This window comes from Streptomyces sp. CNQ329 (assembly GCF_000482585.1).
In genome coordinates this window covers 1-25,463 of the sequence record NZ_AXVU01000052.1, presented here as the reverse complement: position 1 = coordinate 25,463, position 25,463 = coordinate 1, and the positions used below count along the sequence as shown (strand labels likewise).

18 protein-coding genes and 2 tRNA genes are annotated in these 25,463 nt (G+C 72.8%); 6 read left to right on the top strand and 14 right to left on the bottom strand.

The features are described from left to right. Positions 1-42 precede the first annotated feature (42 nt). From I003_RS0125985 to I003_RS0125965, 5 genes are all read right to left on the bottom strand, one after another. Entirely contained in the window at positions 43-939 is an 897-nt protein-coding gene (locus tag I003_RS0125985; RefSeq protein WP_027774185.1) for a class E sortase, read from the bottom strand. A 49-nt stretch (positions 940-988) separates the two neighbouring features. Further along, on the bottom strand, positions 989-3,343 hold the full coding sequence (locus I003_RS33240) for a class E sortase (RefSeq protein ID WP_078564371.1): 2,355 nt from the start codon (positions 3,341-3,343) through the stop codon (positions 989-991). Then, positions 3,340-4,035: an aminodeoxychorismate/anthranilate synthase component II gene (locus tag I003_RS0125975; RefSeq protein WP_027774184.1), complete on the bottom strand. Its 696-nt coding sequence runs from the start codon at positions 4,033-4,035 to the stop codon at positions 3,340-3,342. The genes I003_RS33240 and I003_RS0125975 overlap by 4 nt, the downstream gene beginning before the upstream one ends. Continuing rightward, positions 4,032-4,205 (bottom strand): hypothetical protein, encoded by a 174-nt coding sequence (locus I003_RS36555; protein WP_027774183.1) that lies wholly within the window; start codon positions 4,203-4,205, stop codon positions 4,032-4,034. Before I003_RS36555 ends, I003_RS0125975 begins: the two co-directional genes overlap by 4 nt. A 216-nt stretch (positions 4,206-4,421) precedes the next feature. Then, positions 4,422-5,171, bottom strand: a complete 750-nt coding sequence (locus I003_RS0125965) for a DUF881 domain-containing protein (protein WP_027774182.1) — start codon at positions 5,169-5,171, stop codon at positions 4,422-4,424. A gap of 128 nt (positions 5,172-5,299) precedes the next feature. Between I003_RS0125965 and crgA the strand changes: the two genes are divergently transcribed. Further along, the gene (crgA, locus tag I003_RS0125960; RefSeq protein WP_027774181.1) at positions 5,300-5,557 is read left to right on the top strand and encodes a cell division protein CrgA; all 258 of its coding nucleotides are present in this window, start codon (positions 5,300-5,302) and stop codon (positions 5,555-5,557) included. A gap of 323 nt (positions 5,558-5,880) precedes the next feature. Here the strand turns inward: crgA and I003_RS0125955 are convergent, their stop codons facing one another. Next, a complete protein-coding gene (locus I003_RS0125955) occupies positions 5,881-6,780 on the bottom strand; it encodes a rhomboid family intramembrane serine protease (protein WP_027774180.1) in 900 nt (299 codons plus the stop codon). A 104-nt stretch (positions 6,781-6,884) separates the two neighbouring features. Next, complete coding sequence (locus tag I003_RS0125950) at positions 6,885-7,409, bottom strand: peptidylprolyl isomerase (RefSeq protein ID WP_027774179.1); 525 nt, start codon at positions 7,407-7,409, stop codon at positions 6,885-6,887. 187 nt (positions 7,410-7,596) lie between these two features. On the opposite strand from I003_RS0125950, the gene I003_RS0125940 reads away from it, so the two are divergent. Continuing rightward, positions 7,597-8,376: a DUF5324 family protein gene (locus I003_RS0125940; RefSeq protein WP_027774177.1), complete on the top strand. Its 780-nt coding sequence runs from the start codon at positions 7,597-7,599 to the stop codon at positions 8,374-8,376. Positions 8,377-8,545: 169 nt separating this feature from the next. On the opposite strand, the gene I003_RS0125935 is transcribed toward I003_RS0125940, so the two are convergent. From I003_RS0125935 to I003_RS0125905, 7 genes are all read right to left on the bottom strand, one after another. Beyond that, positions 8,546-8,618 (bottom strand) — tRNA-Ala (locus I003_RS0125935). A gap of 77 nt (positions 8,619-8,695) precedes the next feature. Continuing rightward, positions 8,696-10,642, bottom strand: coding sequence for a Stk1 family PASTA domain-containing Ser/Thr kinase (gene pknB / locus I003_RS0125930; protein WP_027774176.1), 1,947 nt, complete (start codon positions 10,640-10,642; stop codon positions 8,696-8,698). A gap of 348 nt (positions 10,643-10,990) precedes the next feature. Next, a complete protein-coding gene (locus tag I003_RS0125925; protein ID WP_027774175.1) occupies positions 10,991-12,445 on the bottom strand; it encodes a penicillin-binding transpeptidase domain-containing protein in 1,455 nt (484 codons plus the stop codon). After that, positions 12,442-13,851, bottom strand: coding sequence for an FtsW/RodA/SpoVE family cell cycle protein (locus I003_RS0125920; protein ID WP_027774174.1), 1,410 nt, complete (start codon positions 13,849-13,851; stop codon positions 12,442-12,444). Before I003_RS0125920 ends, I003_RS0125925 begins: the two co-directional genes overlap by 4 nt. 23 nt (positions 13,852-13,874) lie before the next feature. Beyond that, entirely contained in the window at positions 13,875-15,407 is a 1,533-nt protein-coding gene (locus tag I003_RS0125915; protein ID WP_027774173.1) for a protein phosphatase 2C domain-containing protein, read from the bottom strand. 28 nt (positions 15,408-15,435) lie between these two features. Beyond that, the gene (locus I003_RS0125910; RefSeq protein WP_027774172.1) at positions 15,436-15,942 is read right to left on the bottom strand and encodes an FHA domain-containing protein FhaB/FipA; all 507 of its coding nucleotides are present in this window, start codon (positions 15,940-15,942) and stop codon (positions 15,436-15,438) included. Between the two features lie 10 nt (positions 15,943-15,952). Next, positions 15,953-16,828, bottom strand: coding sequence for a DUF3662 and FHA domain-containing protein (locus tag I003_RS0125905; RefSeq protein ID WP_027774171.1), 876 nt, complete (start codon positions 16,826-16,828; stop codon positions 15,953-15,955). Positions 16,829-17,203: 375 nt separating this feature from the next. Here I003_RS0125905 and I003_RS0125900 point away from each other — a divergent pair. From I003_RS0125900 to I003_RS0125885, 4 genes are all read left to right on the top strand, one after another. Continuing rightward, a tRNA-Leu gene (locus I003_RS0125900) sits at positions 17,204-17,287 on the top strand. 405 nt (positions 17,288-17,692) lie between these two features. Then, entirely contained in the window at positions 17,693-18,985 is a 1,293-nt protein-coding gene (locus I003_RS0125895) for a cytochrome P450 (RefSeq protein WP_027774170.1), read from the top strand. 50 nt (positions 18,986-19,035) lie between these two features. Continuing rightward, entirely contained in the window at positions 19,036-20,307 is a 1,272-nt protein-coding gene (locus I003_RS0125890) for a cytochrome P450 (RefSeq protein WP_027774169.1), read from the top strand. A gap of 137 nt (positions 20,308-20,444) precedes the next feature. Beyond that, on the top strand, positions 20,445-25,463 hold a 5,019-nt coding region (locus tag I003_RS0125885; protein ID WP_037721748.1), incomplete at its 3' end, for a type I polyketide synthase.

Sequence of the window (25,463 nt, the reverse complement as noted above, 5' to 3'; positions counted from 1 at the left end):
CGACGGTCTACGCGTGCCACGCCCGGGGGGTCTGCCGGGGCCTCAGGACAGCTCGGGCGGCGGCGTGCGCTCCTCGTCGACCCGGTCCACCCGCTCCAGCTCGCCCCACACCACGTAGCGGTGGCGCGAGGTGTACATCGGGGTGCACGTGGTGAGCGTGATGTACCGGCCGGGCTTCGTCTTCCCGGACTCCTCCGGGATCTTGTCCAGCACGGCGGTGTTGTACTTCGAGGTCTCCGAGAGCACGGCGTACGTCTTGTACACGAACCAGCGATCCTTCGTCTCGAAGACGATCGGGTCGCCCTCCTCGATGCGGTGGATGTCGTGGAACTTCGCGCCGTGGCCGTCGCGGTGCGCGGCGAGGGTGAAGTTGCCGCGGCGGTCCCAGGGCATGGCCGACTTCCTCGGCTCGGTGTAGTAGCCCGCGACGCCCTTGTTCAGGTCCTCGGTCGCCGTGCCCTTGCGGACGAGGATGTTCTCCTCCATGGCGGGCACGTGCAGGAAGCCGATGCCGCCCTTGAGGTCGCCGATGTCGACGGGGCGGGGCTTGCCGTCGTCCGGGGTGTTCTCCCAGGAGTCGCGGAGGTCGTCGGTCATGCGGCCGGCTTCGCGGTTCGCCTGGACGTTGGTCCAGTACAGGGAGTAGACGACGAAGAGCGCCATGAGGACGCCGACGGTGATCAGCACCTCGCCGAAGAGGCTGACGGCCCCGGCCAGGAGGCCGCGCCGGCGGCGGGGACGGGAGCGGGGTGCGGGCCCGTCCTCTTCCGGGGCGTCCTCCTCCGTCTCCCCGGGAGCCTTCCGCTGCGCGCCTTCGCGGGTGTCCTCCTCCGCGTCTCCGGCGGTGTCCTCCTCCGTCGTCCCGGGGGCTTCCGGCACAGCCTCCTCCGCGGCCTCCGCCGCGGGACCGTTCTCCCGCTCATCGTCCGTCGCTGCCACCGCTTCCCCGTTCGTTCCGTCCCGCCGGCGCCGGTCCGGCCCGTATCGCTCAGTTCACGAGCGCGTCGGGCTTGCCCTTGCTGCGCGGACGCTCCTCGACCATCTTGCCCCAGACAATAAGCCGATATTTGGACGTGTACTCAGGCGTGCAGGTCGTTAGTGTGACGTAGCGGCCCGGCTCGGTGAATCCCGACCCCGGGGGCACCGGATCGATGACGTCGGTGTTCGACGGCGAGGTCGACGGGAGCGTGCTGGCCACCTCGTAGATGTAGTACGTGTCCTTGGTCTCGACGATGATCTCCTCGCCCGGCTCCAGCTTGTTGATGTACCGGAAGGGCTCGCCGTGGGTGTTGCGGTGCCCGGCGACCGCGAAGTTCCCCTTCTTGTCCCACGGCATCGCGGTCTTGAGGTCGCCCTCCGAGTAGTGGCCGAGGAGCCCGCGGTCCAGCACCTTCTGCTTGTCGATGCCCTGCGCCACCGGACGGTTCACGTTCAGCGACGGGATGTGCATGATGGCGAAGCCCTCGCCCGCCTCGAACGCCCCCGGATCGCGGGCGTCGTCCTTGCCCGCGCCGTCGCCGCGCTCCCACTGCTCCTCCAGTTGCTTGGCCTCCGCCCGGGACTCGCGGTCGGCGAGGACGTTGGTCCACCAGAGCTGGTACACGACGAAGAGGAGCATCAGCACGCCGAGCGTGATGAACGATTCGCCGGTGATCCGGCTGATCAGCACGGTGCGCTGCTGCTTCGCGGCGCGGGCGGCCTTGCGGGCGGACATGCGGGTGCCGAGGGCGCGGGCGACGTTCAGGGACATCGTCTGGACGGTGCGGTCCTCGCGCTCGCCGCGGCCCTCGCCCGGCGGTATGCCGCGACGGCGGGCGGCGGGGGCGGTGCCCCAGGTGAGGCGCTGGTCGTCGGCGGGGTTCGCGGGCCGCTCGGCGGTACGGGCCGTGGCCGGGCCGGGCGCCGGGTCGCCGCCGGGGGGCGGTGCCGCGTCGGCGGTGGCCGGGGCGCCGGCGTGGGCGGCGGCGGAGAGGTCGCCCCAGGGGGAGGGGTCGCGGTGGGCCCCCGGACCGGTGCCCCCGGGGGTGGTGCCTCCGGCGTGCCGGCCCGGGGCGGCGGGCGCGGAGTACGGCTGCTGTTCCTCGGCGGCGGGCCGTCCGGCGTGGCGGCGGGGGGACGGCGCGGGGGCGGCGCCGGGGAGCGGGCCGGTGAGCGGGTCGCCGGTGGTGGCGTCGCCACCGGGCGGGCTCGGCTGCCCCGCGGCCGGGTCGAGCCGATCGAGCGGATCCGTCAGCGGGTCGCCGGCCGGTGCGGGGCGCGGGGTGCCGAGGGGGTCGGCGGGGGCCTGGTCGTAGCCGAGGAGCTGAGGGGCGTACGACGCCGGGTGCTGCTGGTCGTACGCGGGGGTGGTCTGCCCGTACGCGGCTGTCTGCGGCGCCTCCGCGTACGGGGACGGGTGCGGGTCCACGTCGTACGACGAGACCGGGTACTGCGCCGAGGTCCCCTCCTGCGGCGCGATCGCCGCCGGGCCGGCCGGCGCACCGGTGTGCGGGGGGTATGCCGAGGGCGCGTATCCGCCGGGGGCGGCGCCGTCGTCCCCGGCGTGGGTGTGCGGGGCCGGTGCCGGGCCGGGCGCGTAGGCGTCGGGGCGGTGGCCGTCGGGCCGGAGCGGCGGATCGTTTCGCGGGGCGCCCTGCGCGGGGTCCCCCGGGCGCGCGTGGCCGGCGGGGGCGGCGTTCGCGTCGCGGGCGTCCGGCGCGGTGTGCGGGCGGAACCAGCGGGAGACCGCCGAGGTCGGCGACTCGGGCCGGGGCTCCAGCGGCCGGGGCCGCGGAGGGCGGGGCTGCGGGTAGGCGGCCTCGGCGTACGGTGCCTGCGGGTGCTGCGCCTGCGGGGCCCGGTCCTGCGGGAACTGCCCCTGCGGGTCGTGTGCGTAGGGGTCCGGCTGCGTGCCTGGCTGCGCCCCCGCAGCGGCGTCGCGCGGCGGGGGGAGGGGGTCGCCGCGCAGCGGGTTGCGGTGCGCGTACTCCGGCAGGTGCCCCTGCTCCAGCGGGTCCTGCCCGCCGCCCTCGCCACCGTGGGCCCCGGGCCTCGCCCTGCGGCGCCCGGTGCCCGGGCCGTAGCCGCCCGGCTCCGGCCCCGTGTCCGAGGTCCCGGCACTCCGCCTGCGGCGCCCCGTGCCCGGTGCGACCGACCCGCCCGTGCCCGGACCGGCGCGCCCGCCCGCCCCCGACGTGTCCCGGCGCGGCAGCGGCGGCCGGCCGCCGGTGAGCGGGTCCGCGGCGTCGTCCGCCGCCCGGTCGGGGGCGCCCGGGTCGTGGAAGTCGCGGTAACGCGCTTCGTGCCCCGGTTCGCGCCCCTCCGCGCGCCCCGGGGTGTTGCCGTCCGGCCGGGTGTCGGTCACCCCGCGGTCCCGGCCGGCCCACCCGCCGGCGCCAGGTCGCCCGGCGCCGGGCCCCGCGACGCCGGCCCGCCCGTCACCGGCGCCAGCCCCGCCGACCGCTCGACGGCCCCGCCGTCGCCGCACTCGACCAGCCAGTTCGCCAGCATCCGATGCCCCCACTCCGTCAGCACGGACTCCGGGTGGAACTGCACGCCCTCCACCGGCAGGTCGCGGTGCCGCAGCCCCATCACCAGCCCGCTGTCCGTCTCGGCGGTGACCGCCAGCTCGTCGGGCAGCGACTCCCGCTCGACGGCCAGCGAGTGGTACCGCGTCGCCGTGAACGGTGACGGCAGCCCGGCGAACACGCCCGCGCCGCCGTGCGTCACCGGCGAGGTCTTGCCGTGCAGCAACTCCGGCGCCCGGCCGACGACTCCGCCGTACGCGACCGCCATCGACTGCACTCCGAGGCAGACCCCGAACACCGGCAGCCCGCGGTCCGCGCAGTGCCGCACCATCTCGACGCACACGCCCGCCTGCTCCGGCGTACCGGGCCCCGGGGACAGCAGCACGCCGTCGAACCCCTCGTCCGCGTGCCGCGGCGTCACCTCGTCGTTGCGCAGCACCTCGCACGCGGCGTCGAGCTGGCACAGGTACTGGACCAGGTTGAAGACGAAGCTGTCGTAGTTGTCCACGACCAGAATGCGCGCGCTCATCGCCGGGCCGCTCCCTCGTCGACGGTGACGTCGTTGAACGGCAGCAGCGGCTCGGCCCAGGGGAAGACGTACTGGAAGAGGAGGAAGACGATGCCGAGGACGAGGATGAGCGAGATCAGCGCCCGTACCAGCGCGTTGCCCGGCAGATGCCGCCAGATCCAGCCGTACATGCGTCCCTCTTCGCCGATCTTCGCCGTTGTCCCTGTCGTGGCCCGTTCCGGCCTGTTCTCCGGCCCGTCCCGTGGCCCGTTCCGTGGCCGTCGGCGGCCCGCGTGTGGCCCTGCGCCGCTGCCGTATTCGTCCGTACGAGTCACCAGACTAACGACCCCCGCCCCGCGAAGCTGCTGGCTTCGCACGCGCCACCGTCCGGGGGGACGTGGGAGTCGTCACTCCACGGGGCGGGCGTGGTGCAGGCCGACGGTGCCGGAGTAGCCGGGCAGCTTCACCGAGTCGTGCGGCTCGACCTCGTAGCCGAGGCCGTACGCCTCCACGTAGCGCAGGTAGTTCTGCACCGCGGGCTCGCCGTCCAGGGCGGCCTGGAGGTCCTGGCGGTCACCCACTGCGGTGATCTTGTAGGGGGGCGAGTACACCCTGCCCTGCAGGATCAGGGTGTTGCCGACGCAGCGCACCGCGCTGGTGGAGATCAGCCGCTGGTCCATGACCCGGATGCCCTCCGCGCCGCCCGCCCACAGGGCGTTGACGACGGCCTGCAGATCCTGCTGGTGCACGACGAGCGTGTCCGGCGTGGGGTCCGGGACGCCGGGGATGAGCGCGGTGGCGTCCGGCGGGGCGTCGGTGAGGGTCACGGTGAGCCCGGCGCCTTCGACCGGGGCGGCACCGGCCGCCCGCTCCGCCTCCCGCAGCTCCTCGCCGGGGGCGGTACCGGCGCCGTGGTCGCGTTCGGCGAGGGAGTCGACGTCCTCGCGGAGGGAGGCGTTGCCGCCGTCGAGGCGCTGGTTGGCGCGGTCGCGCTCGTAGATGAGGTCCGTGAGGCGGAGCATGGAGTCGTCGGTGCGCAGGTTGGTGCCCTGCGCGGTGTTGAAGCTGGTCCAGAAGATCAGCCCGGCGAGGCCGAAGGCGGCGAAGGTGAACAGCCGTGCGGGCCTGATACGGAGCCGCTGAGCGGAATTGGTCACCGTACCCTTGTCTCCTTACCCCCGGTGGAAGGACTACGCTAACGGACACGCCCGGGGAAGGAGCCGCCCCCGCGGCTCGGGGCCTCCCCGACAGGCCCGCAACCGCAGCATCGACAGGAGAGTCTCTCGTGCCGAAGTCACGGATCCGTAAGAAGGCCGATTACACCCCGCCGCCGGCGAAGTCGGGCGAGTTCAAGCTGTCAGGCTCCGGCAGGAGCTGGGTGGCGCCGTTGATGCTGGCGTTGTTCATCCTCGGACTCGCCTGGATCGTGGTGTTCTACGTCACCACCGGAGACCTGCCGCTCGAAGCGATCGGCAACTGGAACATCGTGGTCGGCTTCGGCTTCATCCTCGCGGGGTTCGTCGTCTCCACGCAGTGGAAGTAACCGCCTCCACCGGCCTCGCGGTCCCTCGTGGGCAGAGTTATCCACAGGTCATCCACAGCTGTGCAGAAAGCAGAAGATCTGTGGATAACCTCAGTGGCGTTGACGCCGGTCCGACCGCGGTACACCGTCCGGACCAGCGGTGATTCCCTGGCCTGCCAAGGAAAACGCAGGGGTGTTCGATATCGAACGACTGTCCCCACGGTACGCACAGGATCGCTGACTACCTGTGGACAACTTCGGGCGTGGCTGCTTGCCCCATCCCTCTCAACGCGGCTGCGGCCCGGAGGTTACGTGGGCCGGCGCGCCGGGCGCGGCACGCGCCGCTAGGTCAGTTCCAGCGTGCGGATCACGACCACCGCGACGATCGCCAGCAGCGCCCCCGCGGCCGCCGCCCGCTGCACCAGGATCCGCTTCCCGCGGGGCGCGTGGACGAACCCGTACGCGACGGCCGTGCCGATCACCAGCCCGCCGACGTGGCCCTGCCAGGCGATGCCCGACCAGGTGAAGGTGAAGGCCAGGTTGATCGCCAGCAGCACCAGCACGGGCCGCATGTCGTAGTTCATCCGGCGCATCAGCACCGCCGTGGCGCCGAAGAGGCCGAAGATGGCGCCGGAGGCGCCGAGAGCGGCGTCGTTGGGCGCGGCGATCAGATAGAAGAGCGCGCTGCCGCCGAGGCCGGAGAGCAGATAGAGGGTGACGAACCGCAGCCGGCCGAGCGCGGCCTCCAGCGGCGGCCCGAGGAACCACAGCGCCAGCATGTTCAGCGCGATGTGGGCGACTTCCTCGTGCAGGAAGACGGAGCTGAGCAGCCGGTACCACTGGCCCTCCGCGACTCCCTCGACCGGACCGCCGAAGGAGAAGACGGCCTGCCCGACGAGGAGCATCGGGTCGGTGACCCGGTCGCCGCCGGAGAGCACGGCGAGGAAGACCGCGAGGTTGAGACCGAGGATGATCTTGGTGAGGAGCCGCGGGTCCGACGAGGCGACCCCGCCGGCGAGCGTACGGGGCGCGGTGGCGCGCGGCGCATGGCCCGTACCGGAGCCGCCGCGGACGCACTCGGGGCACTGGAAGCCGACCGACGCGCTTATCATGCACTCCGGGCAGATGGGCCGGTCACAGCGCACACAGCGCACGCCGGTCTCGCGGTCCGGGTGCCGGTAGCAGCCCGGCAGCCCGCTCTCCCCGGCCGGTTTCTCCGCGCCGCCTCCCGGTGCCTGCTCCATCAGATCCCCGCGTCCCCTCTGGTCTCCGCACGCCCCGCCCCGCGCTCCCGCCCGTCGGCTCATCTGATGGTGGTACGACGGGCGGGGCGCTCAGGTTCCCGGGGTCAGCGCCGCGTGATCTTCACGGACTCGATGATCACGTCCTCCTCGGGGCGGTCGGAGCCCTTCGTCCGGACGGCCGCGATCTCGTCGACGACCTTCTTGCCGGCGTCGTCGGTGACCTCACCGAAGATGGTGTGCTTGCCGGTCAGCCAGGCGGTCGGCGCCACGGTGATGAAGAACTGCGAGCCGTTGGTGCCCGGCCCCGCGTTCGCCATCGCCAGCAGGTACGGGCGGTCGAAGGCCAGGTCCGGGTGGAACTCGTCACCGAACTCGTAGCCGGGGCCGCCGGTGCCGTTGCCCAGCGGGTCACCGCCCTGGATCATGAAGCCACTGATGACGCGGTGGAACACGGTGCCGTCGTACAGCCGATTGCGGGACACCTGGCCGGTCGCCGGGTGGGTCCACTCGCGCTCGCCCGTGGCGAGCTCGACGAAGTTCTTCACCGTCTTCGGCGCATGGTTCGGCAGGAGCTTCACCTCGATGTCGCCGTGGTTGGTCTTCAGGGTGGCGTAGAGCTGCTCAGCCACGGTGTGCCTTCCTTACGGATTCATTTGCGTCCCCCGATCCTCGCACGCCCGCCCGGGCGGTCCCCAGCCTCCCGCCAACTCTCGGATGTAACAGAACATGCCGAGTAGGGCGAATCCGGGCATGATCTGTACGCAGGTGAACAGGCGCACAGTGACACCGTCCCGTACGAAGGCGAAGGAGAGTTCCGTGACCCGCAAGAACGGCGCGCGCACGGCCACCGACACGGCAAGGCAGAGCGTGCATCAGGCGGCCGAGGCGGTGGCTCCGTACGCCGCCACCGCCAGGGACCACTGCGCCCACATGGCGCAGGGGGCGCGCGAGCGCATCGGCCCGAAGGTCTCCGACCTGACCACGAGCGCTCACGTGGCCTACGGCGCCCACGTCGGCCCCCGCGTACGCAAGGCGCGCCAAGCCGTGCCCGGAGAACTGGACAGAACCGCCTCGGACGCCGCCCGCCGGGCGCGCAAGGCGGCAGGGTACGCCGCCCCGCGCGTCCTGGGCGCCGCCGCGGCGACGAAGGCCGCCGCAGCCGCGACGAAGGCCGCCGCCGGCCCCGTCACCCGGCAGGCCGCCGCCCGCGGCACCGCGGCGGTGTCGGCGCTGAAGGGCGAGGTGAGCCCGGCGGAGATCGACGACCTGGCGCGCAGAAGGCACCGCCGCGAGGCCGTCGGCCGTACGGCCAGGCGCACCGCCGTCTTCGGTGTCCTCGGCGCCGCCGCGCTCGTCGCCTGGCGCTGGTGGAAGCGCCAGATCAACCCGGACTGGATGGTCGAACCCCCGGAAGCCACCGAACCCGGCGACGACGCCTCCCGCACGCGGATGGTCGACGACACCGCGTCCACGGACCGCGAGACCCGTGAGGCGGCGGCGGACATGGATGCCGAGGGCGGCGGCACGGCACGCTCGGAGGCGGGCGAGCCCACGGACACCGGCCGCGCGTACTACGAACGGGAGGACGACCTCTGACGGTGCACCCGTGCCCGGGGGCCGCGGCCGGACGTACCCGGCGCCACCGGGACGTTACCGGGCCGCGCGGCCTCCCCGGCGGGGACGAGCGCCTGTGAACGGGCGAGCGCCCTCCGGGAGGATCCTCCCGGAGGGCGCTCGCATGCGTCTGATCCGCTGAGCGGAACCGTGGAGCCTAGGAGAGTCGAACTCCTGACATCTGCCATGCAAAGACAGCGCTCTACCAACTGAGCTAAGGCCCCGAGCGGCCCCCAGCCTACCCGCTCGGCGGGGGCGCTCGCATCGCGGTGATTGACGCGGCCGGGGAGCCGGCCGCCTCTCAGCCGCCCGGCCGCGTGACCAGGTTCACGGTGCTGCCCGGGGCGACCTCCGAACCCGCGGCCGGATCGTGCGCCACGATGATCGCCGCATCGTCCGAGGGTGCGCCGGGGATGACGCTGACGGCCAGACCCATGCCCTCCAACTGCGCACGTGCCTCTCCGACGGTCTTGTTGACCAGGTCCGACGGCACCGTCACCGTATCCGGCTCGTCCGGCTCGACGGCGACCGTCAGCGTGACCGTGTCGCCCTCCGTCGCGGCCGTGCCCGCCTCCGGGCTCTGCGCGATGACCGTCTCCGGGGCCGCGTCGGCCGTCGCCTGGTCCGTGCGCTGGACGACGAAGCCCTGGCCCTCCAGGGTCGCCTTCGCGTCCTCGTACGCCAGACCGTCGACCTTCGGGACGTTGATCGCCGCCGGCTCGGTCTCCTCCGGCTCGGTCGCGACGGTGAGGGTGACGGTGGAGTTCTTCGCGGCCTTGGTGTCGCCCTCCGGGTCCTGGCCCAGGACCTGGCCTTCCGGCTCGCTGGACTCCTGCTCCTCCTGCTCGACGTCGAAGCCCGCCTCCCGCAGGGTGTCCTCGGCCTCGTCGACGTCCAGGCCCGTCACGTCCGGGACGGTGACCTTCTGCACGCCCTGGCCCTTGGACACGATCGCGGTCACGGTCGAGCCGCGCTCGACCTCCTCGTCGGCCGCGGGGTCGGTGCTGCACACCGTGCCCTTGGGCTGGTCGCAGCGCTCCTCGCCCTCCTTGGTCAGGGTGAGCTTGAGGTTGCTCATGGAGTTCTGGGCGTCCTCGAACTTCTCGCCGACGACGTCCGGCACCGTGACCGGGTCGGCCCCCTGGTCGCCGAAGATCGACTTGCCGATGAAGATGGCGCCGACGAGGACTAGGATGCCGGCGAGGACCAGCAGCACCGTCGACGTCGCGCCGCTGCGCTTCTGCTGCCGGCGGCGGCCCGCGCCGCGGTCCTCGTAGCCCATGCCGCCGTCGTCGTCCCGCGCGGGCGGCAGCATCGTGGTGCCGTACCCGTTCTGCGGGGCCATCGCGGTGGTCGGGGTGTCGGCGGCGAAGCCGGCGGCGCCCATCCCGGCGGCCGCCGCGACGGGCAGGCCCTCCAGCGCGGCGTCGATGTCGGCGCGCATCTCGTCGGCGCTCTGATACCGGTAGTCCGGGTCCTTGACGAGCGCCTTCATCACGATGGCGTCCATCTCGGGCGTGACCTCGGGGTCGAACGTGCTCGGCGGCTGCGCCTCCTCGCGTACGTGCTGGTACGCCACCGCCACCGGGGAGTCGCCGACGAACGGCGGCCGGCCGGTCAGCAGCTCGTACAGCAGGCAGCCCGTCGAGTACAGGTCGGAGCGCGCGTCGACCTGCTCGCCCTTGGCCTGCTCGGGGGAGAGGTACTGCGCGGTGCCGATGACGGCCGCGGTCTGCGTCATCGTCATGCCGGAGTCGCCCATCGCACGGGCGATGCCGAAGTCCATGACCTTGACCTGGCCGGTGCGGGTCAGCATGACGTTCGCCGGCTTGATGTCGCGGTGGACGATGCCGCTGCGGTGCGAGTACTCCAGGGCCTGGAGGATGCCCGTGCACATCTCCAGCGTGCGCTCGGGCAGCAGCTTGCGCCCGGAGTGCAGCAGCTCGCGCAGCGTGGAGCCGTCGACGTACTCCATGACGATGTACGGGATGGAGACGCCGTCGATGTAGTCCTCGCCGGTGTCGTAGACGGCGACGATGGCGGGGTGGTTCAGGGAGGCGGCGGACTGGGCCTCGCGGCGGAAGCGGGCCTGGAACGAGGGGTCGCGGGCCATGTCGGCACGGAGCGTCTTGACCGCGACCGTACGGCCGAGGCGGGTGTCGTGGGCGAGGTACACCTCGGCCATGCCGCCGCGGCCGAGCACCTGGCCCAGCTCGTACCGCCCGCCGAGGCGACGCGGCTCTTCCATAGCTTCTCCCAGCCCTCTTCCGTTCCTGCTCCCGTACCGAAGTGGAGCGTCGGCACGGGGTGTCCGGCTCGTGCTGCTCGGCATACCGTACCGGGCGCGGAGGACACCGTTCGGGCCGGACCGTCAGCCGATATCCGACCGGTATCCGACCGCTATCGGGTGACGCCGCAGACCCGCTCCGCGGTTCCCCTCACGGGGTCACTTTCCCGGCACTCCTCCGGGATGACGCCCCCGTCGCCCCACTCCGCACCCCTTCGTCCCCGTGTGCTTCCCCGTCCGCTTCGCCGCGCGGTTTCCCCGCGACTTTCCTGCACGACCTCCCCGCGCCGCCGTCCCTGCCGGCAGGGCCTACCGCCCCAGCCCGGCTTCCATGACGCTCTTGGCGATCGGCGCCGCGACGCCGCCGCCGGAGATGTCGTCGCGGTTCGCGCTGGCGTCCTCGACGACGACGGCGACGGCGATCTGCTTACCGCTGTCGGGATCCTTGGCGTACGAGATGAACCAGGCGTACGGCAGGTCCCGGTTGTCGATGCCGTGCTGCGCGGTACCCGTCTTGCCGCCGACGGTGGCCCCGTCGATCCTGGCGTTGGAGCCCGTGCCCTCGTTGACGACGGTCTCCATCATCTGCTGCATCTTCTGCGCGTTCTCGCCGGACAGCGGCTCGCTGAGCTTCTCCGGCTGCGTCACCTCGATGTCGTTGAGGTTCGGCGCGACCAGCTTCTCGACCATGTACGGCTTCATCAGCTCGCCGTCGTTCGCGACGGCCGAGGCGACCATCGCCATCTGCAGCGGCGTCGCGCGGTTGGACGCCTGGCCGATGCCGCCCATGGCGTTCTGCGGGCGGTCCATCTCCGGATAGATGCTCTCGGCGGCGCGGACCGGGGTGTCGAGCTCGGAGTCGCCGAAGCCGAACTCCTCGGACATCTCGATCATGCCCTCGTTGCCGATCTTGTCGCTGATCATCGCGTAGACCGAGTTGCAGGACCACTGCAGCGCCTCGCGCAGGGTGGCGTCCTCGCACACGCCCTTGACCTCGTTGCCCAGGGTGTTGGTCGACAGCGGCAGCTTGTACGTCTCGGGGGCGCCGGTCGGCTCGTCCATGTCGTACTTGCCGCTCTCCAGCGCCGCCGCGGCGGTGACGACCTTGAAGGTGGAACCGGGCGGGTACGTCTCGCGCAGCGCCCGGTTGAGCATGGGCTTGTCCTTGTCCTTGTTCAGCCCGACCCAGGCGTCCTCGTCCTTGCCGGAGTTGCCCGCGAAGGAGGACGGGTCGTAGCTGGGGCTGCTGGCGAGGCCGAGGATCGCACCGGTCTCCGGGTCGATCGCGGCGACGGCGCCCTTGCGGTCGCCCAGGCCCTCGAACGCGGCCTTCTGCACGCCCGCGTCGAGGGTGGTGACGACGTTGCCGCCCTTCTTGTCCTTGCCGGTGATCATGTCGATCGTGCGGTTGAAGAACAGCCGGTCGTCGTTGCCGGTGAGGATGCCGTCGTTCAACGACTCCAACTGGTTGGCGCCGAACGCCTGGGAGGCGTAGCCCGTGACGGGGGCCCACAGCGGGCCGTCCTTGTAGGTGCGCTTGTACTTGAAGTCGCTGCCCGAGGTCTCGGTCGAGCCGGTGATCGCCTTGTCGCCGACGATGATGTTGCCGCGGGGGTGGGCGTAGCGCTCGATGGCCACGCGCCGGTTGTCCTCGTGGGTGCGCAGCTCGTCGGCCTCGACGAACTGGATCCAGTTGACCCGGACGAGCAGGGCTATCACCAGCAGGCCGCAGAAGACGGCGACGCGGCGGAGCGGCTTGTTCATGTGCGTACCACCTGGGTCATCTCGGCGTCGGGTGAGGGTGCCGGCGCCGGGGCGGGTCTGCGTGCGGTGTCGCTGATGCGCAGCAGGATCGCTATCAGGGCCCAGTTGGCGATGACCGAGGAGCCTCCCTGGGCGAGGAACGGCATCGTCATGCCGGTCAGCGGGATGAGCGCGGTGACGCCGCCGGCGACGACGAAGCACTGCAGCGCGAACGCGCCGGACAGGCCGACCGCGAGCAGCTTGCCGAACGGGTCGCGGGCCGCGAGGGCCGTGCGCATGCCGCGCTCGATGAGCAGCCCGTACAGGACGATGATCGCCATGAGGCCGGTCAGGCCCAGCTCCTCGCCGACGGTGGCGAGGATGTAGTCGCTCTTGGTGGCGATGCCGCCGATGAGCCGGGAGAAGCCCTGACCGAGGCCGGAGCCGAAGAGGCCGCCGGAGCCGAAGGAGAACATCGCCTGCGCGGTCTCGGTCACGCCGTCGTTGACGGGGCTGCGCGCCAGCGGGTTCAGCCAGTTGTCGACGCGGTCGCCGATGTGGCTGTTGAAGGAGGCCACGCTGACCGCGCCGAGCGCGGACAGCAGCAGGCCGAAGACGATCCAGCTCGTGCGCTCCGTGGCCACGTAGAGCATGATCACGAAGAGGCCGAAGAAGAGCAGCGAGGTGCCGAGGTCGGTCTCGAAGACCAGGATCATGAGGCTGAGGCCCCAGATCACCAGGATGGGGCCGAGGTCGCGGCCCCGCGGCAGGTACAGCCCCATGAAGCGGCGGCTGGCCAGGGCCAGGGCGTCCCGCTTGACCATCAGGTAGCCGGCGAAGAAGACCGCGATGACGATCTTCGCGAACTCACCGGGCTGCAGCGAGCCGAGGCCCGGGATGCGGACCCAGATGCGGGCGCCGTTCACGTTGGCGCCCAGGCCCGGCACCATCGGCATGATCAGCAGGGCCAGCGCCGCGGCCATGGAGATGTACGTGTACCGCTGGAGGACCCGGTGGTCCTTGAGGAAGAGCAGCACGAAGACGAAGAGGCCCACGCCCACCGCGGACCACATGAGCTGGCCGGGGGCCATCGCGCCGCCGAGCGCGGGCGTGGTGAGGGACGGCTCCTGGTCGAGGCGCCAGATCAGCACCAGGCCCAGGCCGTTGAGAAGGGTGGCGATCGGCAGCAGCAGCGGGTCGGAGTACGGGGCGAACTTCCGCACCACCAGGTGCGCGACGGCGGCCAGGCAGCCGAGCCCCGCCGCGTAGCCGAAGACGCCGGCGGGGACCGAGTCCTCCTTGGCCAGACCCACGTTGACGTAGGCGAAGACCGGGATGACCACGGCGAAGACGAGCATCGCCAGTTCCGTGTTGCGCCGGCTGGGCGCGGCCACCGAGCTGATGGTGCTGGTGTGGCTGCTGCTCATGTGCGGTCCGCCCCCCCCATCGGTTATTGCTTCGGGCACTGCCTCGCCAGTTTCTGCTCTTCCTCGCTCAACGAGGCTCCGGGCGCCGGCGACTCGGACTTCTCGTCCTCCGCCGCGTTCCCGGTGTCGCCCGGCTTGTCGGGGTTCTTCCCATCGGGGTTCTGCCCGTCCGGGTTCTGCTTCTCCTGCTCCTGCTGCCGCCGCTCCTCGTCCTGCGCGCGGGCGTCCTCGGCCGCGGCCTCGGCGACCGTACGGCAGACGTCGGCCTGCTGCTGGAGGTCGGCCACCTTCGCCCGGGCGTCGACGAGGCTCTCCTCGGCGATGGTGTCCTCGACGCGCTTCTGCTGGTAGGTGGGCAGGTACTTCAGCTCGATGTCCGGGTGGTCCTGGTGGACGGAGGACAGGCTCATCCAGGCGAGCTTCTGGTCGATGCCCTGGTAGAGGGCGACGTGGTCGTCCTTCGTGCCCACGTAGTACTGCGACTGGGTCCAGTCGTACGCCTTGTAGCCGCCGAATCCCAGCCCGCCGAGGACCACGGCGAGCAGCAGCCCGCGCTTGAGCCACCTGAAGCGCGGCGGGGCCTTGACGAAGTCCTCGTCGTTGTACGAGAGCCCGTACGGGTCGCCGTCCTCGGCCGGGCCGAAGCCGCCGGCCTGCGGCGGCGTGGGCCGGCCGAGGCCCGCGGCGCGGGCGGCCGGGGTCTGCATGCCGGCGGTGTCGATCTGCTGCTGGTTCTCGGCGACGGCGCCGACGACCAGGGGGGCGTCGTTGAGCCGGCCGGCCATGGTGTCGTCGTCGGCGGCGTCGAGGACGTCGGCGATGATGACGGTGATGTTGTCCGGGCCGCCGCCGCGCAGCGCCAGCTCGATCAGCTCCTGCACGGTCTCCTGCGGCCCGGCGTAGCCGGCGAGGGTGTTCTCCATCGTCTCGTGGCTGACCACGGACGACAGGCCGTCGGAGCAGACCAGGTAGCGGTCGCCGGCGCGCACCTCCCGGATGGACAGGTCGGGCTCGACCTGGTCGCCGCTGCCCAGCGCGCGCATCAGCAGCGAGCGCTGCGGGTGGGTGGTGGCCTCCTCCTCGGTGATGCGGTTCTCGTCGACGAGCCGCTGCACCCAGGTGTGGTCCTTGGTGATCTGCGTGAGCACGCCGTCGCGCAGCAGATACGCGCGGGAGTCGCCGACGTGCACCAGGCCGAGGCGCTGGCCCGTCCACAGCAGGGCCGTGAGCGTGGTGCCCATGCCCTCCAGCCGCGGGTCCTCCTCGACCATGCGGCGCAGCCGGTCGTTGGCGTGCTCCACGGTGCCGCCGAGCGAGGTGAGCAGGTCGGAGCCCGGGACGTCCTCGTCCAGGGAAACCATGACGGAGATGACCTCGGAGCTGGCGACCTCGCCGGCGGCCTGGCCGCCCATGCCGTCGGCGATGGCGAGCAGCCGGGGGCCGGCGTAGCCGGAGTCCTCGTTGTGGTCACGGATCATGCCCTCGTGCGACCCGGCCGCGAAGCGCAGAGAGAGGCTCATGCGCACCTCGCCGGTCGGCTCCGGGTACATCCGCATGGTGCCCGCCCTCCGGTCATGGTGTCTTCTACTTCCGCAGCTCGATGACGGTCTTGCCGATACGGATCGGCGCGCCGGGCGGGATCGGCACCGGCACGGTCAGCCGGGTCCGGTCGAGGTACGTGCCGTTGGTGGAACCGAGGTCCTCCACGATCCAGCGCCCGTCACGGTCCGGATAGATCCTGGCATGCCGTGAGGAGGCGTAGTCGTCGTCCAGCACGATTGTGGAGTCGTGGGCCCGGCCCAGGGTGATGGTCTGCCCCTGGAGGGTGACGGTGGTGCCGGTGAGCGACCCCTCGGTGACCACGAGTTTGGTCGGGGCGCCGCGCTGGCCCCGGCGCCCGCCGCGCCCGCCCCTGGCGTCCTGCGGCGGCGCCTGCGGGCGCGGCGGCGGACGGTCCTGGACGGCCGCGGCCCGCCGGGTGACCCGGGTGCCGAACAGGTCGCTGCGGATGACCTGCACGGCGACGATGACGAACAGCCACAGTACGGCGAGGAAACCCAGCCGCATGACCGTCAGGGTCAGCTCTGACATCGGCCCCGCTTCACCCTTCGGCTTGCCGGTAGAGGACGGTGGTGCTGCCCACGCGGATGCGTGAGCCGTCGCGGAGCGTAGCGCGCTGGGTGTGCTGGTCGTCCACCACGATGCCGTTGGTGGACCCGAGATCCTGCACCATCGCGCCGCCGTCGAAGGTACGGATCTCGGCGTGCCGGCGCGAAACGCCGGGGTCGTCGATCCGTACGTCCGCTTCCGTGCTGCGCCCGAGGACCAGCGACTGCCGGGTCATCTGGTGGCGTACGCCGTTGATCTCCAGCCAGTGGCGCAGCCGGCGCGCGCCGCCCGCGGGGGCGGCGCCGGGCGCCCCGGGGGGCGGGCCCGCGGGCATCGGCGGCGGCTGGTGCTGCGGGGGGCGGCCGTAGGCGGCGTAGTCGGTCGGCTGCGAGCCGTAGCCGCCGGGGCCGGCCGGGGCCGCGGGGGCCGGAGGGCCGGGCGGCACGGTGGGCGCGCCCCCGCCGGGCCGGCCCCGTGCGGGCGCCTGCGAGTGGCTGCCGGCCAGGGTGCGGCTGCGGATCCGGTAGAGCCCCGTGTCGAGGTCGTCCGCCTTCTCCAGGTGCACCTTTATGGGGCCCATGAAGGTGTAACGCTGCTGCTGCGCGTAGTCGCGGACCATGGAGGCCAGCTCCTCGCCGAGCTGGCCGGAGTACGGAGCGAGCCGGTCGTAGTCGGGGGCGCTCAGCTCCACGATGAAGTCGTTGGGCACGACCGTGCGCTCACGGTTCCAGATCGTGGCGTTGTTGTCGCACTCGCGCTGGAGGGCGCCGGCGATCTCCACCGGCTGCACCTCGGACTTGAACACCTTGGCGAAGGTGCCGTTGACGAGACCCTCGAGACGCTGCTCGAAGCGCTTGAGTACTCCCACGGGGCACCTCCTCTCCTACGGGCCTTCCCGCCGGGCCCTCGAACATGCTGCTCGAAACTGCACGCTGATCGTATCCACGCGCGGGGGAATGGAGTGGTTCCCGTCCCCGCCGCCGGTACGCGGTGTCCTCTCTCACACCGGTCTCGCACCTGTCCGGCCGGCCGTCCGGCCGGACGTCCGCTCCTGCTCCTCCACCGTCCGCCCAGGCGTCCACTGGGATGGTACGGGCGGCTCCTCCCAGTGTCCCGCACCACCGGCACCGAGCGGCCGCGGTGCGGGCAAAACGGATGTGATTCGGGTCCGAACAGCGTGCTAGGCTTCCTGATGTCAGCACGACGCCGGAGCGGCCCGCGGGTCGCGTACGGCACACCCTTTGCGCGGGTGGCGGAATAGGCAGACGCGCTGGATTCAGGTTCCAGTGTCCGAAAGGACGTGGGGGTTCAACTCCCCCCTCGCGCACAGAGCGGGCAAGTGAGTGTCCTTGCCCGGTCAGAACGACAGAACCCCCGCTTCGGAGAAATCCGACGCGGGGGTTTGCTGCTGCGGGGGGAAATCGGCGGGCCGGCGGTGGCGGGCTGCCGACGGGGCCGACGCCGTACGGGAGGCCAGTCGCCCTGGTGGGGGGTGGTGCGGGGCGGCGGTGAACGCCACCCGAACGTGCTCCGGACGCCGGCGTGCGCTCCCCTCCCGGCGTGCTGCCCGCCGTCCTGCCTCGGGGTGGAGAATGTCCCTTTCCGGGCGCTCGATGGCTAAACGTAATTGATTGACAACATCCAATGTGACCACGCAGACTCGTGCCCGATTTCACTGGCAAGTTCTCAAACGGGGTGGCGGCCAAGGGGGTTGGCCGCTGGGAGGAGTGAAATGACGGGGCAACAGGCGCATGCGTCCGCCGAGCTTCCGGCGGTGCTGGACGGCTTCGATCTCACTGATCAGGCGCGGTTCACCGACGGCTTCCCGCACGAGGTCTTCGTCCGGCTCCGCGAGGAGGCCCCCGTCCTGTGGCACCCGCCGGGGACGACGGTCGACGGCGAGGGGTTCTGGGTCCTGTCCCGGCACGCCGACCTGAAGGCGGCGGCGGAGGACCCGGTGTTCTCCTCGAAGGGCGGCGGCGGACGCGAGGGCGGCGGGACGCACATCGACGACCTGAAGCCCGGGGTGCACGCCGGCAGCCTGATCAACATGCAGGACGACCCGCGGCACCAGATGTTCAAGGATCTGGTCAGCCCGCCCGTCGCCCGGCAGGCCGTCGAGGCCCGGTTAACGGAATGGCGTGAGATCGCGGCCCGGCTCGTCGGGCGGGCGGTCGCGCAGGGCCGGGTGAACTTCCAGCCGGCCGTCACCGCCCCGTACACCATCGAGTGCGTCGGGAGGGTGCTCGGCGCACCCGAGTCCGACATGCCGCAGCTCATCGAGTGGGGCGAGACGCTCGCCGGCTTCGAGGAGCGCCTCTCGGGCAAGGTCAACCAGACCGCCACCGAGACCCAGTACGCCATGTACGAGTACAGCAAGAAGCTGATCGCGCAGAAGCGCGCGGCCGGCGGCCCCCCGGCCAACGACCTGATGTCCGTGCTCGCGCACGGGGACATCCCCGCGGACCGCGGTGAGGAGCCGCTGTCGGAGTACGAGCGCGAGGCGTTCTTCTGCCTGGTGCTCATCGCCGGCAGCGAGCCGCCGCGGAACGCGCTGGCGACCGGCATCCTCGCCCTCGCCCAGCACCCCGAGCAGTGGCAGGCGCTCCGCGCCGACCGCTCCCTGCTGCCGGGGGCCATCGACGAGATGCTGCGCTGGTCCACCCCCACGCCGTACAACCGGCGGACCGCGACCCGCGACACCGTCTTCCGCGGCACGGAGATCAAGGCGGGCGAGAAGGTCACCTTCTGGTGGGCCTCGGGCAACCGGGACGGCTCCGTCTTCGACGATCCGACGGCCTTCGACATCCGCCGCTCCCCCAACCCGCACCTGGCGTTCGCCCACGGCACCCACTCCTGCCTCGGCGAGCAGCTTGCGCGGATCGAGATGCGCGTGCTGCTGGAAGAGCTGCTCGACCAGGTGGCCGAGATCAGGCTCGAAGGCGACGTGACCTGGGCGCCGAGCAACAAGCACACGGTCATCCTGCGGATGCCCGTCGAGCTCGTGCCGGCCCGTACCGCCTGACACCCACCACGTGTAACGGGACTTCACCATCTAACGGGGAGCAAGAGAGCATGTCGGAAACACCAGTGAACGAGGAAGGGGCGGACGCGGCCGAGGCGGCGATAGATCCTGCGATCTTCTCGCAGCTTCTGCCCTTCGACCCGTTCGACCCGGCCTTCCACGCCGACCCCTACGCGGTCTACCGCAAGATCCGCGAGCAGGGCCCCGTGACCCGTACGCCGCTGGGACTCGTCGTGGTCCCCACGCACGCCGGGGTCTCCGCGGTGCTGCGCGACAGCCGGTTCGGCTGGGGCGACGGGGCCACGGTGGCCGAGCACTTCAGCGAGGCGCCCGACGGCACCACCGTGCGCCCGTTCATCTTCATGGACCCGCCGGACCACACCCGCATCCGCGGGCTGGTCGGCCAGGCGTTCTCGGCGCGCCGCATCGACGCGCTGCGCGACCGGGCCCGCGAGGTGGTCGAGGAGCTGATCGACAAGGCCGTCTCGGCGGCCGGCGGCGGTCCCGTCGACCTGATCTCCGCGGTCGCCCACCCGCTGCCCGCGATCCTCCTGGGCGAGCTGATCGGCGTGCCGCCGGAGAAGCACGAGCGGTTCCAGGCGCTCTCCGCCGACATCGCCCACGGCCTCGACCCGAGCCTCTTCCTCACGCCCGAGGAGGTCGCCCGCCGCGACAGCGCCCGGGCCGAGCTGTACGAGTACTTCGGCAAGCTCGCCGACGAGCGCCGGGCCGCGCCCACCGGGGACCTGATCAGTGAGCTGGTCGCCGCCGAGGACACCGACGGCAAGCTCACCGGCCACGAACTGGTCGTCACGCTCACCCTGCTGCTGTCCGCCGGGTTCGCGCTCACGGTCAACCTGATCGGCAACGGCATGTACGCGCTGCTCCGGCAACCGGAGCAGCTCGCCTGGCTGCGCGCCCATCCGGAGAAGACGCCCGCCGCCGTCGAGGAGCTGCTGCGCTACGACCCGCCCGGGCAGATGATCTCGCGGGTCGCGCTGACGGACGCCGAGGTCGCGGGCGTGCCGGTCGCCGCCGGCGAGCAGGTGATGCTGCTGATCGGGGCCGCCAGCCGCGACCCCGAGGTGTACGAGGACCCCGACGCGCTGGTGCTGTCGCGGCCCGCGGGCCGGAACCTGGGCTTCGGCCTCGGCGTGCACTTCTGCGTCGGCGCGCCCCTCGCCCGGCTCGCCGGGCAGGTCGCGGTGGACGCGCTGGCCGCGCTGGACCTGGAGCTGGAGACGACGTCGCCGCCCCGGGCCGCGTACATCATCACGCGCGGACTGCAGGAGCTTCCGGTGCGCCTCGCCCCGGCGGCCTGACGGTCCTTTCGGCGCAGGGCACCACGGACCGGGCGTCGCGTCGGCGAAGCGGTGGGTCACGTTCGAGTACGGAGCGATGATGTCCCGCGCTCGCCTCCCCTCACCCGCGCACGCCCGCCGGATCGTACGGGGGAGTCATGAGCGAGAGAAGCGTGACGAGCATGGCCGGCGCCGCCGCGGGCGGACCGGCCGATCGCCGGATCGCGGTGGTGGGGATGGCCTGCCGCGTGCCCGGAGCGGCGGACCCCGGGGCGTTCTGGGGGCTGCTGCGCGACGGCGTCGACGCCGTCGCCCCGGCACCCGCGGAGCGCGGCCTGGGCGAGGGCGTCCACGGCGGCTTCCTCGACGGCGTCGACCGGTTCGACGCCGCGTTCTTCGGCATGTCGCCGCGCGAGGCCGCGGCCGTGGACCCGCAGCAGCGCCTCGCGCTCGAACTGTCCTGGGAGGCGCTGGAGAACGCGGGGATACGGCCCGGCCGGCTGCGCGGCACCCGTACCGGCGTCTTCGTCGGCTCGATGACCGACGACTACGCCCGGCTCCAGCATGCCGCCGGCACGCTCTCCGCGCACAGCACCACCGGGCTGAGCCGCGCGGCCACCGCGGGCCGCCTGGCGCACCTGCTCGGCCTCGCCGGCCCCGGCCTCGCCGTGGACACCGCCCAGTCCTCCGGGCTGGCCGCCGTGCACCTGGCCGTACGGAGCCTCCTCGACGGCGAGTCGACCCTCGCCCTCGCGGGCGGCGTACACCTGAACCTCCTCCCCGAGGGGTTCACCGCGGCCGAGCTGTTCGGCGCCCTGTCGCCGGACGGGGCCGACGCCCGCTGCCGCGTGTTCGACGCGCGGGCCAACGGCTACGTCCGGGGCGAGGGCGGCGGCATCGTCGTCCTCAAGCCGCTGGCCGCGGCGGTCGCCGACGGCGACCCGGTCCACGGCGTCATCCTGGGCAGCGCCCTGGGCAGCGGCACGGGCCACACGCTGACGGCGCCCGACCCCGCGGCGCAGGAGCGCGTCGTCCGGGCCGCGTACCGGGACGCCGGAGTCGACCCGGGCGAGGCACAGTACGTCGAACTCCACGGCACCGGCACGCCCGTGGGCGACCCCGTCGAGGCGGCGGCGCTCGGCGCCGCGCTGGAAACGGCGGGGCGCGGGGCCGGCGAGGAGCTGGTCGTCGGCTCGGTGAAGACCAACATCGGGCATCTGGAGGGTGCGGCCGGGGCCGTCGGCCTCATCAAGGCGCTGCTGAGCCTGAAGCACCGGGAGCTGCCGGGCAGCCTGCACTTCGAGCGGCCCCACCCGGAGATCCCGCTGGACGAGCTGAAGCTGCGGGTACGGGGGGAGCCGGGGCCCTGGCCCCGGCCGGGGGCGGAACGGCTCGTCGCGGGCGTCAGCTCGTTCGGCATGGGGGGCACCAACTGCCACGTGGTGCTGGCGGACTGGCGGCCGGAGACCGTGGAGAGCGGGCGGGACGGCTCGTCCGGCACGCTGCCGTGGCTGGTCTCCGGCCGGAGTGCGGCGGCGCTGCGCGCCCAGGCCGGGGCGCTGACGGCGTACGCGAACGGTGCCGGCGGGGCCGGGCTGCCGGACCTGGCGGGCGCGCTGGCCACCACCCGCACCGCGTTCGAGCACCGCGCGGTGGTGCTCGGCGAGGGCCGCGAGGCGCTGCTGTCGGGCCTGGCCGCGGTCGCGGCGGGCGGCGACGCGCCGCACGTGCTGCGCGGCATGGCAGCCTCGCCGCCGGGGGAGGAGCGCGTGGCGTTCCTGTTCTCCGGGCAGGGCAGCCAGCGCGTCGGCATGGGGCGCGCGCTGTACGCCGCCTTCCCCGCGTACGCCGAGGCGTTCGACGCCGCCTGTGCCGCACTCGACGCCCACCTCCGGCGCCCGCTCCGCGACGTCGTCTTCGCCGCGGCGGACACCCCCGAAGCGGAGCTGCTGGGCGGTACCGGCTACACCCAGCCCGCGCTGTTCGCCGTCGAGGTGGCTCTCTACCGGCTGCTGGAGCGCTGGGGCGTCACCCCCGACGTACTCCTGGGCCACTCCGTCGGCGAGCTGGCGGCGGCGCACGTCGCCGGGGTCCTGGACCTGGCCGACGCCGCCGCGCTCGTCACCGCCCGGGGCGCGCTCATGCAGGCCCTCCCCGCGACGGGCGCCATGGCCGCGATCGAGGCGGGCGAGGCCGAGCTGCGCGGCACGCTCGCCGAGGCCGAGCGGCAGACGGGCGGCAGGCTCTCGATCGCCGCGCTCAACGGCCCCGCGGAGACGGTCGTCTCCGGTGACGCCGACGCCGTACGGGCCCTGACCGGCGCCTGGTCCGCGCGCGGTCGCAGGACCACCGCCCTGCGCGTCAGCCACGCCTTCCACTCCCCGCACATGGACGGCATGCTCGACGCCTTCCGGGAGGCCGCCGCCCGCCTCACGTACCACGCGCCGCGCGTCCCGGTCGTCTCCGACCTCACCGGCGCCCCCGCCACGGCCGCCGAGCTGTGCACCCCCGACTACTGGGTGCGGCATGTCCGCGAGCCCGTCCGCTTCCTCGACGGTGTACGGGCGGCGCACGCCGGCGGGGCCACGGTCTTCGTCGAGACGGGTCCGGGCGCCACGCTCAGCGGCCTCGTCCGGGACTGCCTGGAGGACGAGGCCGCGGCCGGAGTACGGGCTCTGCCCACGCTCCGGCGCGACGTGGCCGAGGACCGCTCGGTCCTCACCACCCTCGCGGAACTGCACGTGCACGGCGTCGAGATCGGCTGGGACACGTTCTTCGCCGACGCGGGAGTAAACACGGGTGCGGGCGCGCGGCGGGTCGAGCTGCCGACGTACCGCTTCCAGCGCAGCCGCCACTGGACGGGGCGCTCGCCGGAGACACGGCCCGCGGAACCGCCGCAGACGCCGCAGACGCCGGAGCCGTCGGACGAGCTGTCGGCCGGGCCGGCCGACGAACCCCTCGCGCCTCCCCCTGATCTCGCCGGCCTCACCGCTCTCGTACGGACCCACACGGCCGCCGCACTCGGCTACGACTCCGCGGACGCCGTCAGCACCGGGACGGCCTTCCGCGACCTCGGCCTCGACTCGTACGGCGCCGTCGAACTGCGCCGGCGCCTCACCGCCGCGACCGGCGTGCGCCTCCCCAGCGGCGCCCTGTTCAGCCACCCGACACCCGCCGCCATGGCCTCCTGGCTGCACACCGCCGGCGGCGGCGACGGCACCACGCGGCAGCAGGACGGCCCACGGCCCCCGGCCGTCGCGGACGACGACGACCCGGTGGTCATCGTCGGCATGGCCTGCCGCTACCCCGGCGGCGTCGCCTCGCCGGACGACCTGTGGCGACTCCTGCGCGAGGAACGCGACGCGATCGGGGACTTCCCCACCGACCGCGGCTGGGACCTGACCGGCCTGCACGACCCGGACCCGGACCGCGCGGGCACCTCGTACACCGCGCACGGCGGCTTCCTCCACGACGTCGCGGGATTCGACGCCGAGTTCTTCGGGATCTCGCCGCGCGAGGCGCTGGCGATGGATCCGCAGCAGCGGTTGCTGCTGGAGACGAGCTGGGAGGCGTGGGAGCGGGCGGGGCTCGACCCGTCGGCGCTGCGCGGCAGCCACACGGGCGTCTTCGTGGGCGCCACGGCGCAGGATTACGGGCCGCGTATGCACGAGGCCGCGGACGGGCTCGAAGGCTACGTGCTGACCGGCACCACCCCGAGCGTCGCCTCGGGCCGGGTCGCGTACGTCTTCGGCCTGGAGGGGCCGGCGGTGACGGTGGACACGGCGTGTTCGTCGTCGCTGGTGGCGCTGCACCTGGCGGCGCAGTCGCTGCGGACCGGCGAGTGCGAGCGGGCGCTCGCGGCCGGGGTGACGGTGTTGTCGACGCCCGGGATGTTCGTGGAGTTCAGCCGCCAGCGCGGGCTGTCGGCCGACGGCCGGTGCAAGTCGTTCGCGGCGGCGGCGGACGGGACGGGGTGGGCCGAGGGTGTCGGCGTGCTGGTGCTGGAGCGGCTGTCGGTGGCGCGGGCCCAGGGGCACCGGGTGCTGGCGGTCGTCCGCGGCACGGCGATCAACCAGGACGGCGCGAGCAACGGGCTGACCGCACCCAACGGCCTGTCGCAGGAACGCGTGATCCGCGCGGCGCTGGACAGCGCCGGCTTGGCCCCGGGCGACGTGGACGCGGTGGAGGCGCACGGCACGGGCACGGAGCTGGGCGATCCGATCGAGGCGGAGGCGCTGCTGGCGACGTACGGGCGGGGGCGTCCGGAGGACCGGCCGGTGTGGCTGGGGTCGGTGAAGTCGAACATCGGGCACGCCCAGGCGGCGGCGGGTGTGGCGGGCATCATCAAGATGGTCCAGGCGATGCGGCACGGGGAGTTGCCCGCGACGTTGCATGTGGACGAGCCGACGCCGCACGTGGACTGGGACGGCGGGGGTGTGGCGCTTCTCCGGGAGTCCCGAGCGTGGCCGGAGGCGGGTCGGGTGCGCCGGGCGGCGGTGTCGTCGTTCGGGGTGAGCGGGACGAACGCGCACGTGATCCTGGAGCAGGCACCGGACGCGGCGGAGGTCGAGGCGTCGCCTGCGGCGCCGGGGACGGTCGCGTGGCCGCTGAGCGGCCGGACGGCCGGGGCGCTCCGGGACCAGGCGGCGCGGCTGCGCGGCCACGTGGAGGAGCGTCCGGAGCTTTCCGCCGCCGAGGTGGCCGCGGGGCTCGTACGCCGCACGCACTTCGACCGGCGCGCGGTGGTGGTGGGTGCTGAGCGGGGGGAGTTGCTGGCGGGGTTGGAGGCGCTGGCCGCGGGGATGCCGCTCGACGGTGTGGTGCAGGGGGAGGTGGTGCCGGGGAGGACGGTGTTTGTCTATCCGGGGCAGGGGTCGCAGTGGGTGCGGATGGGTGCGCGGCTGCTGGAGGACTCCCCGGTGTTCGCGGAGGCGATGGCCGACTGTGCCCGGGCGCTGGCTCCGCATACGGACTTCGATCTTCTTGATGTGCTGACCGGTGGGGATCCGGCGGTGTTGGAGCGGGTGGAGGTGGTGCAGCCTGCGTTGTGGGCGGTGATGGTGGCGTTGACGCGGTGGTGGGAGTACCACGGGGTGCGTCCGGATGCGGTCGTCGGCCATTCGCAGGGCGAGATAGCCGCCGCGCACATCGCGGGTGCGTTGGGTTTGGAGGACGCG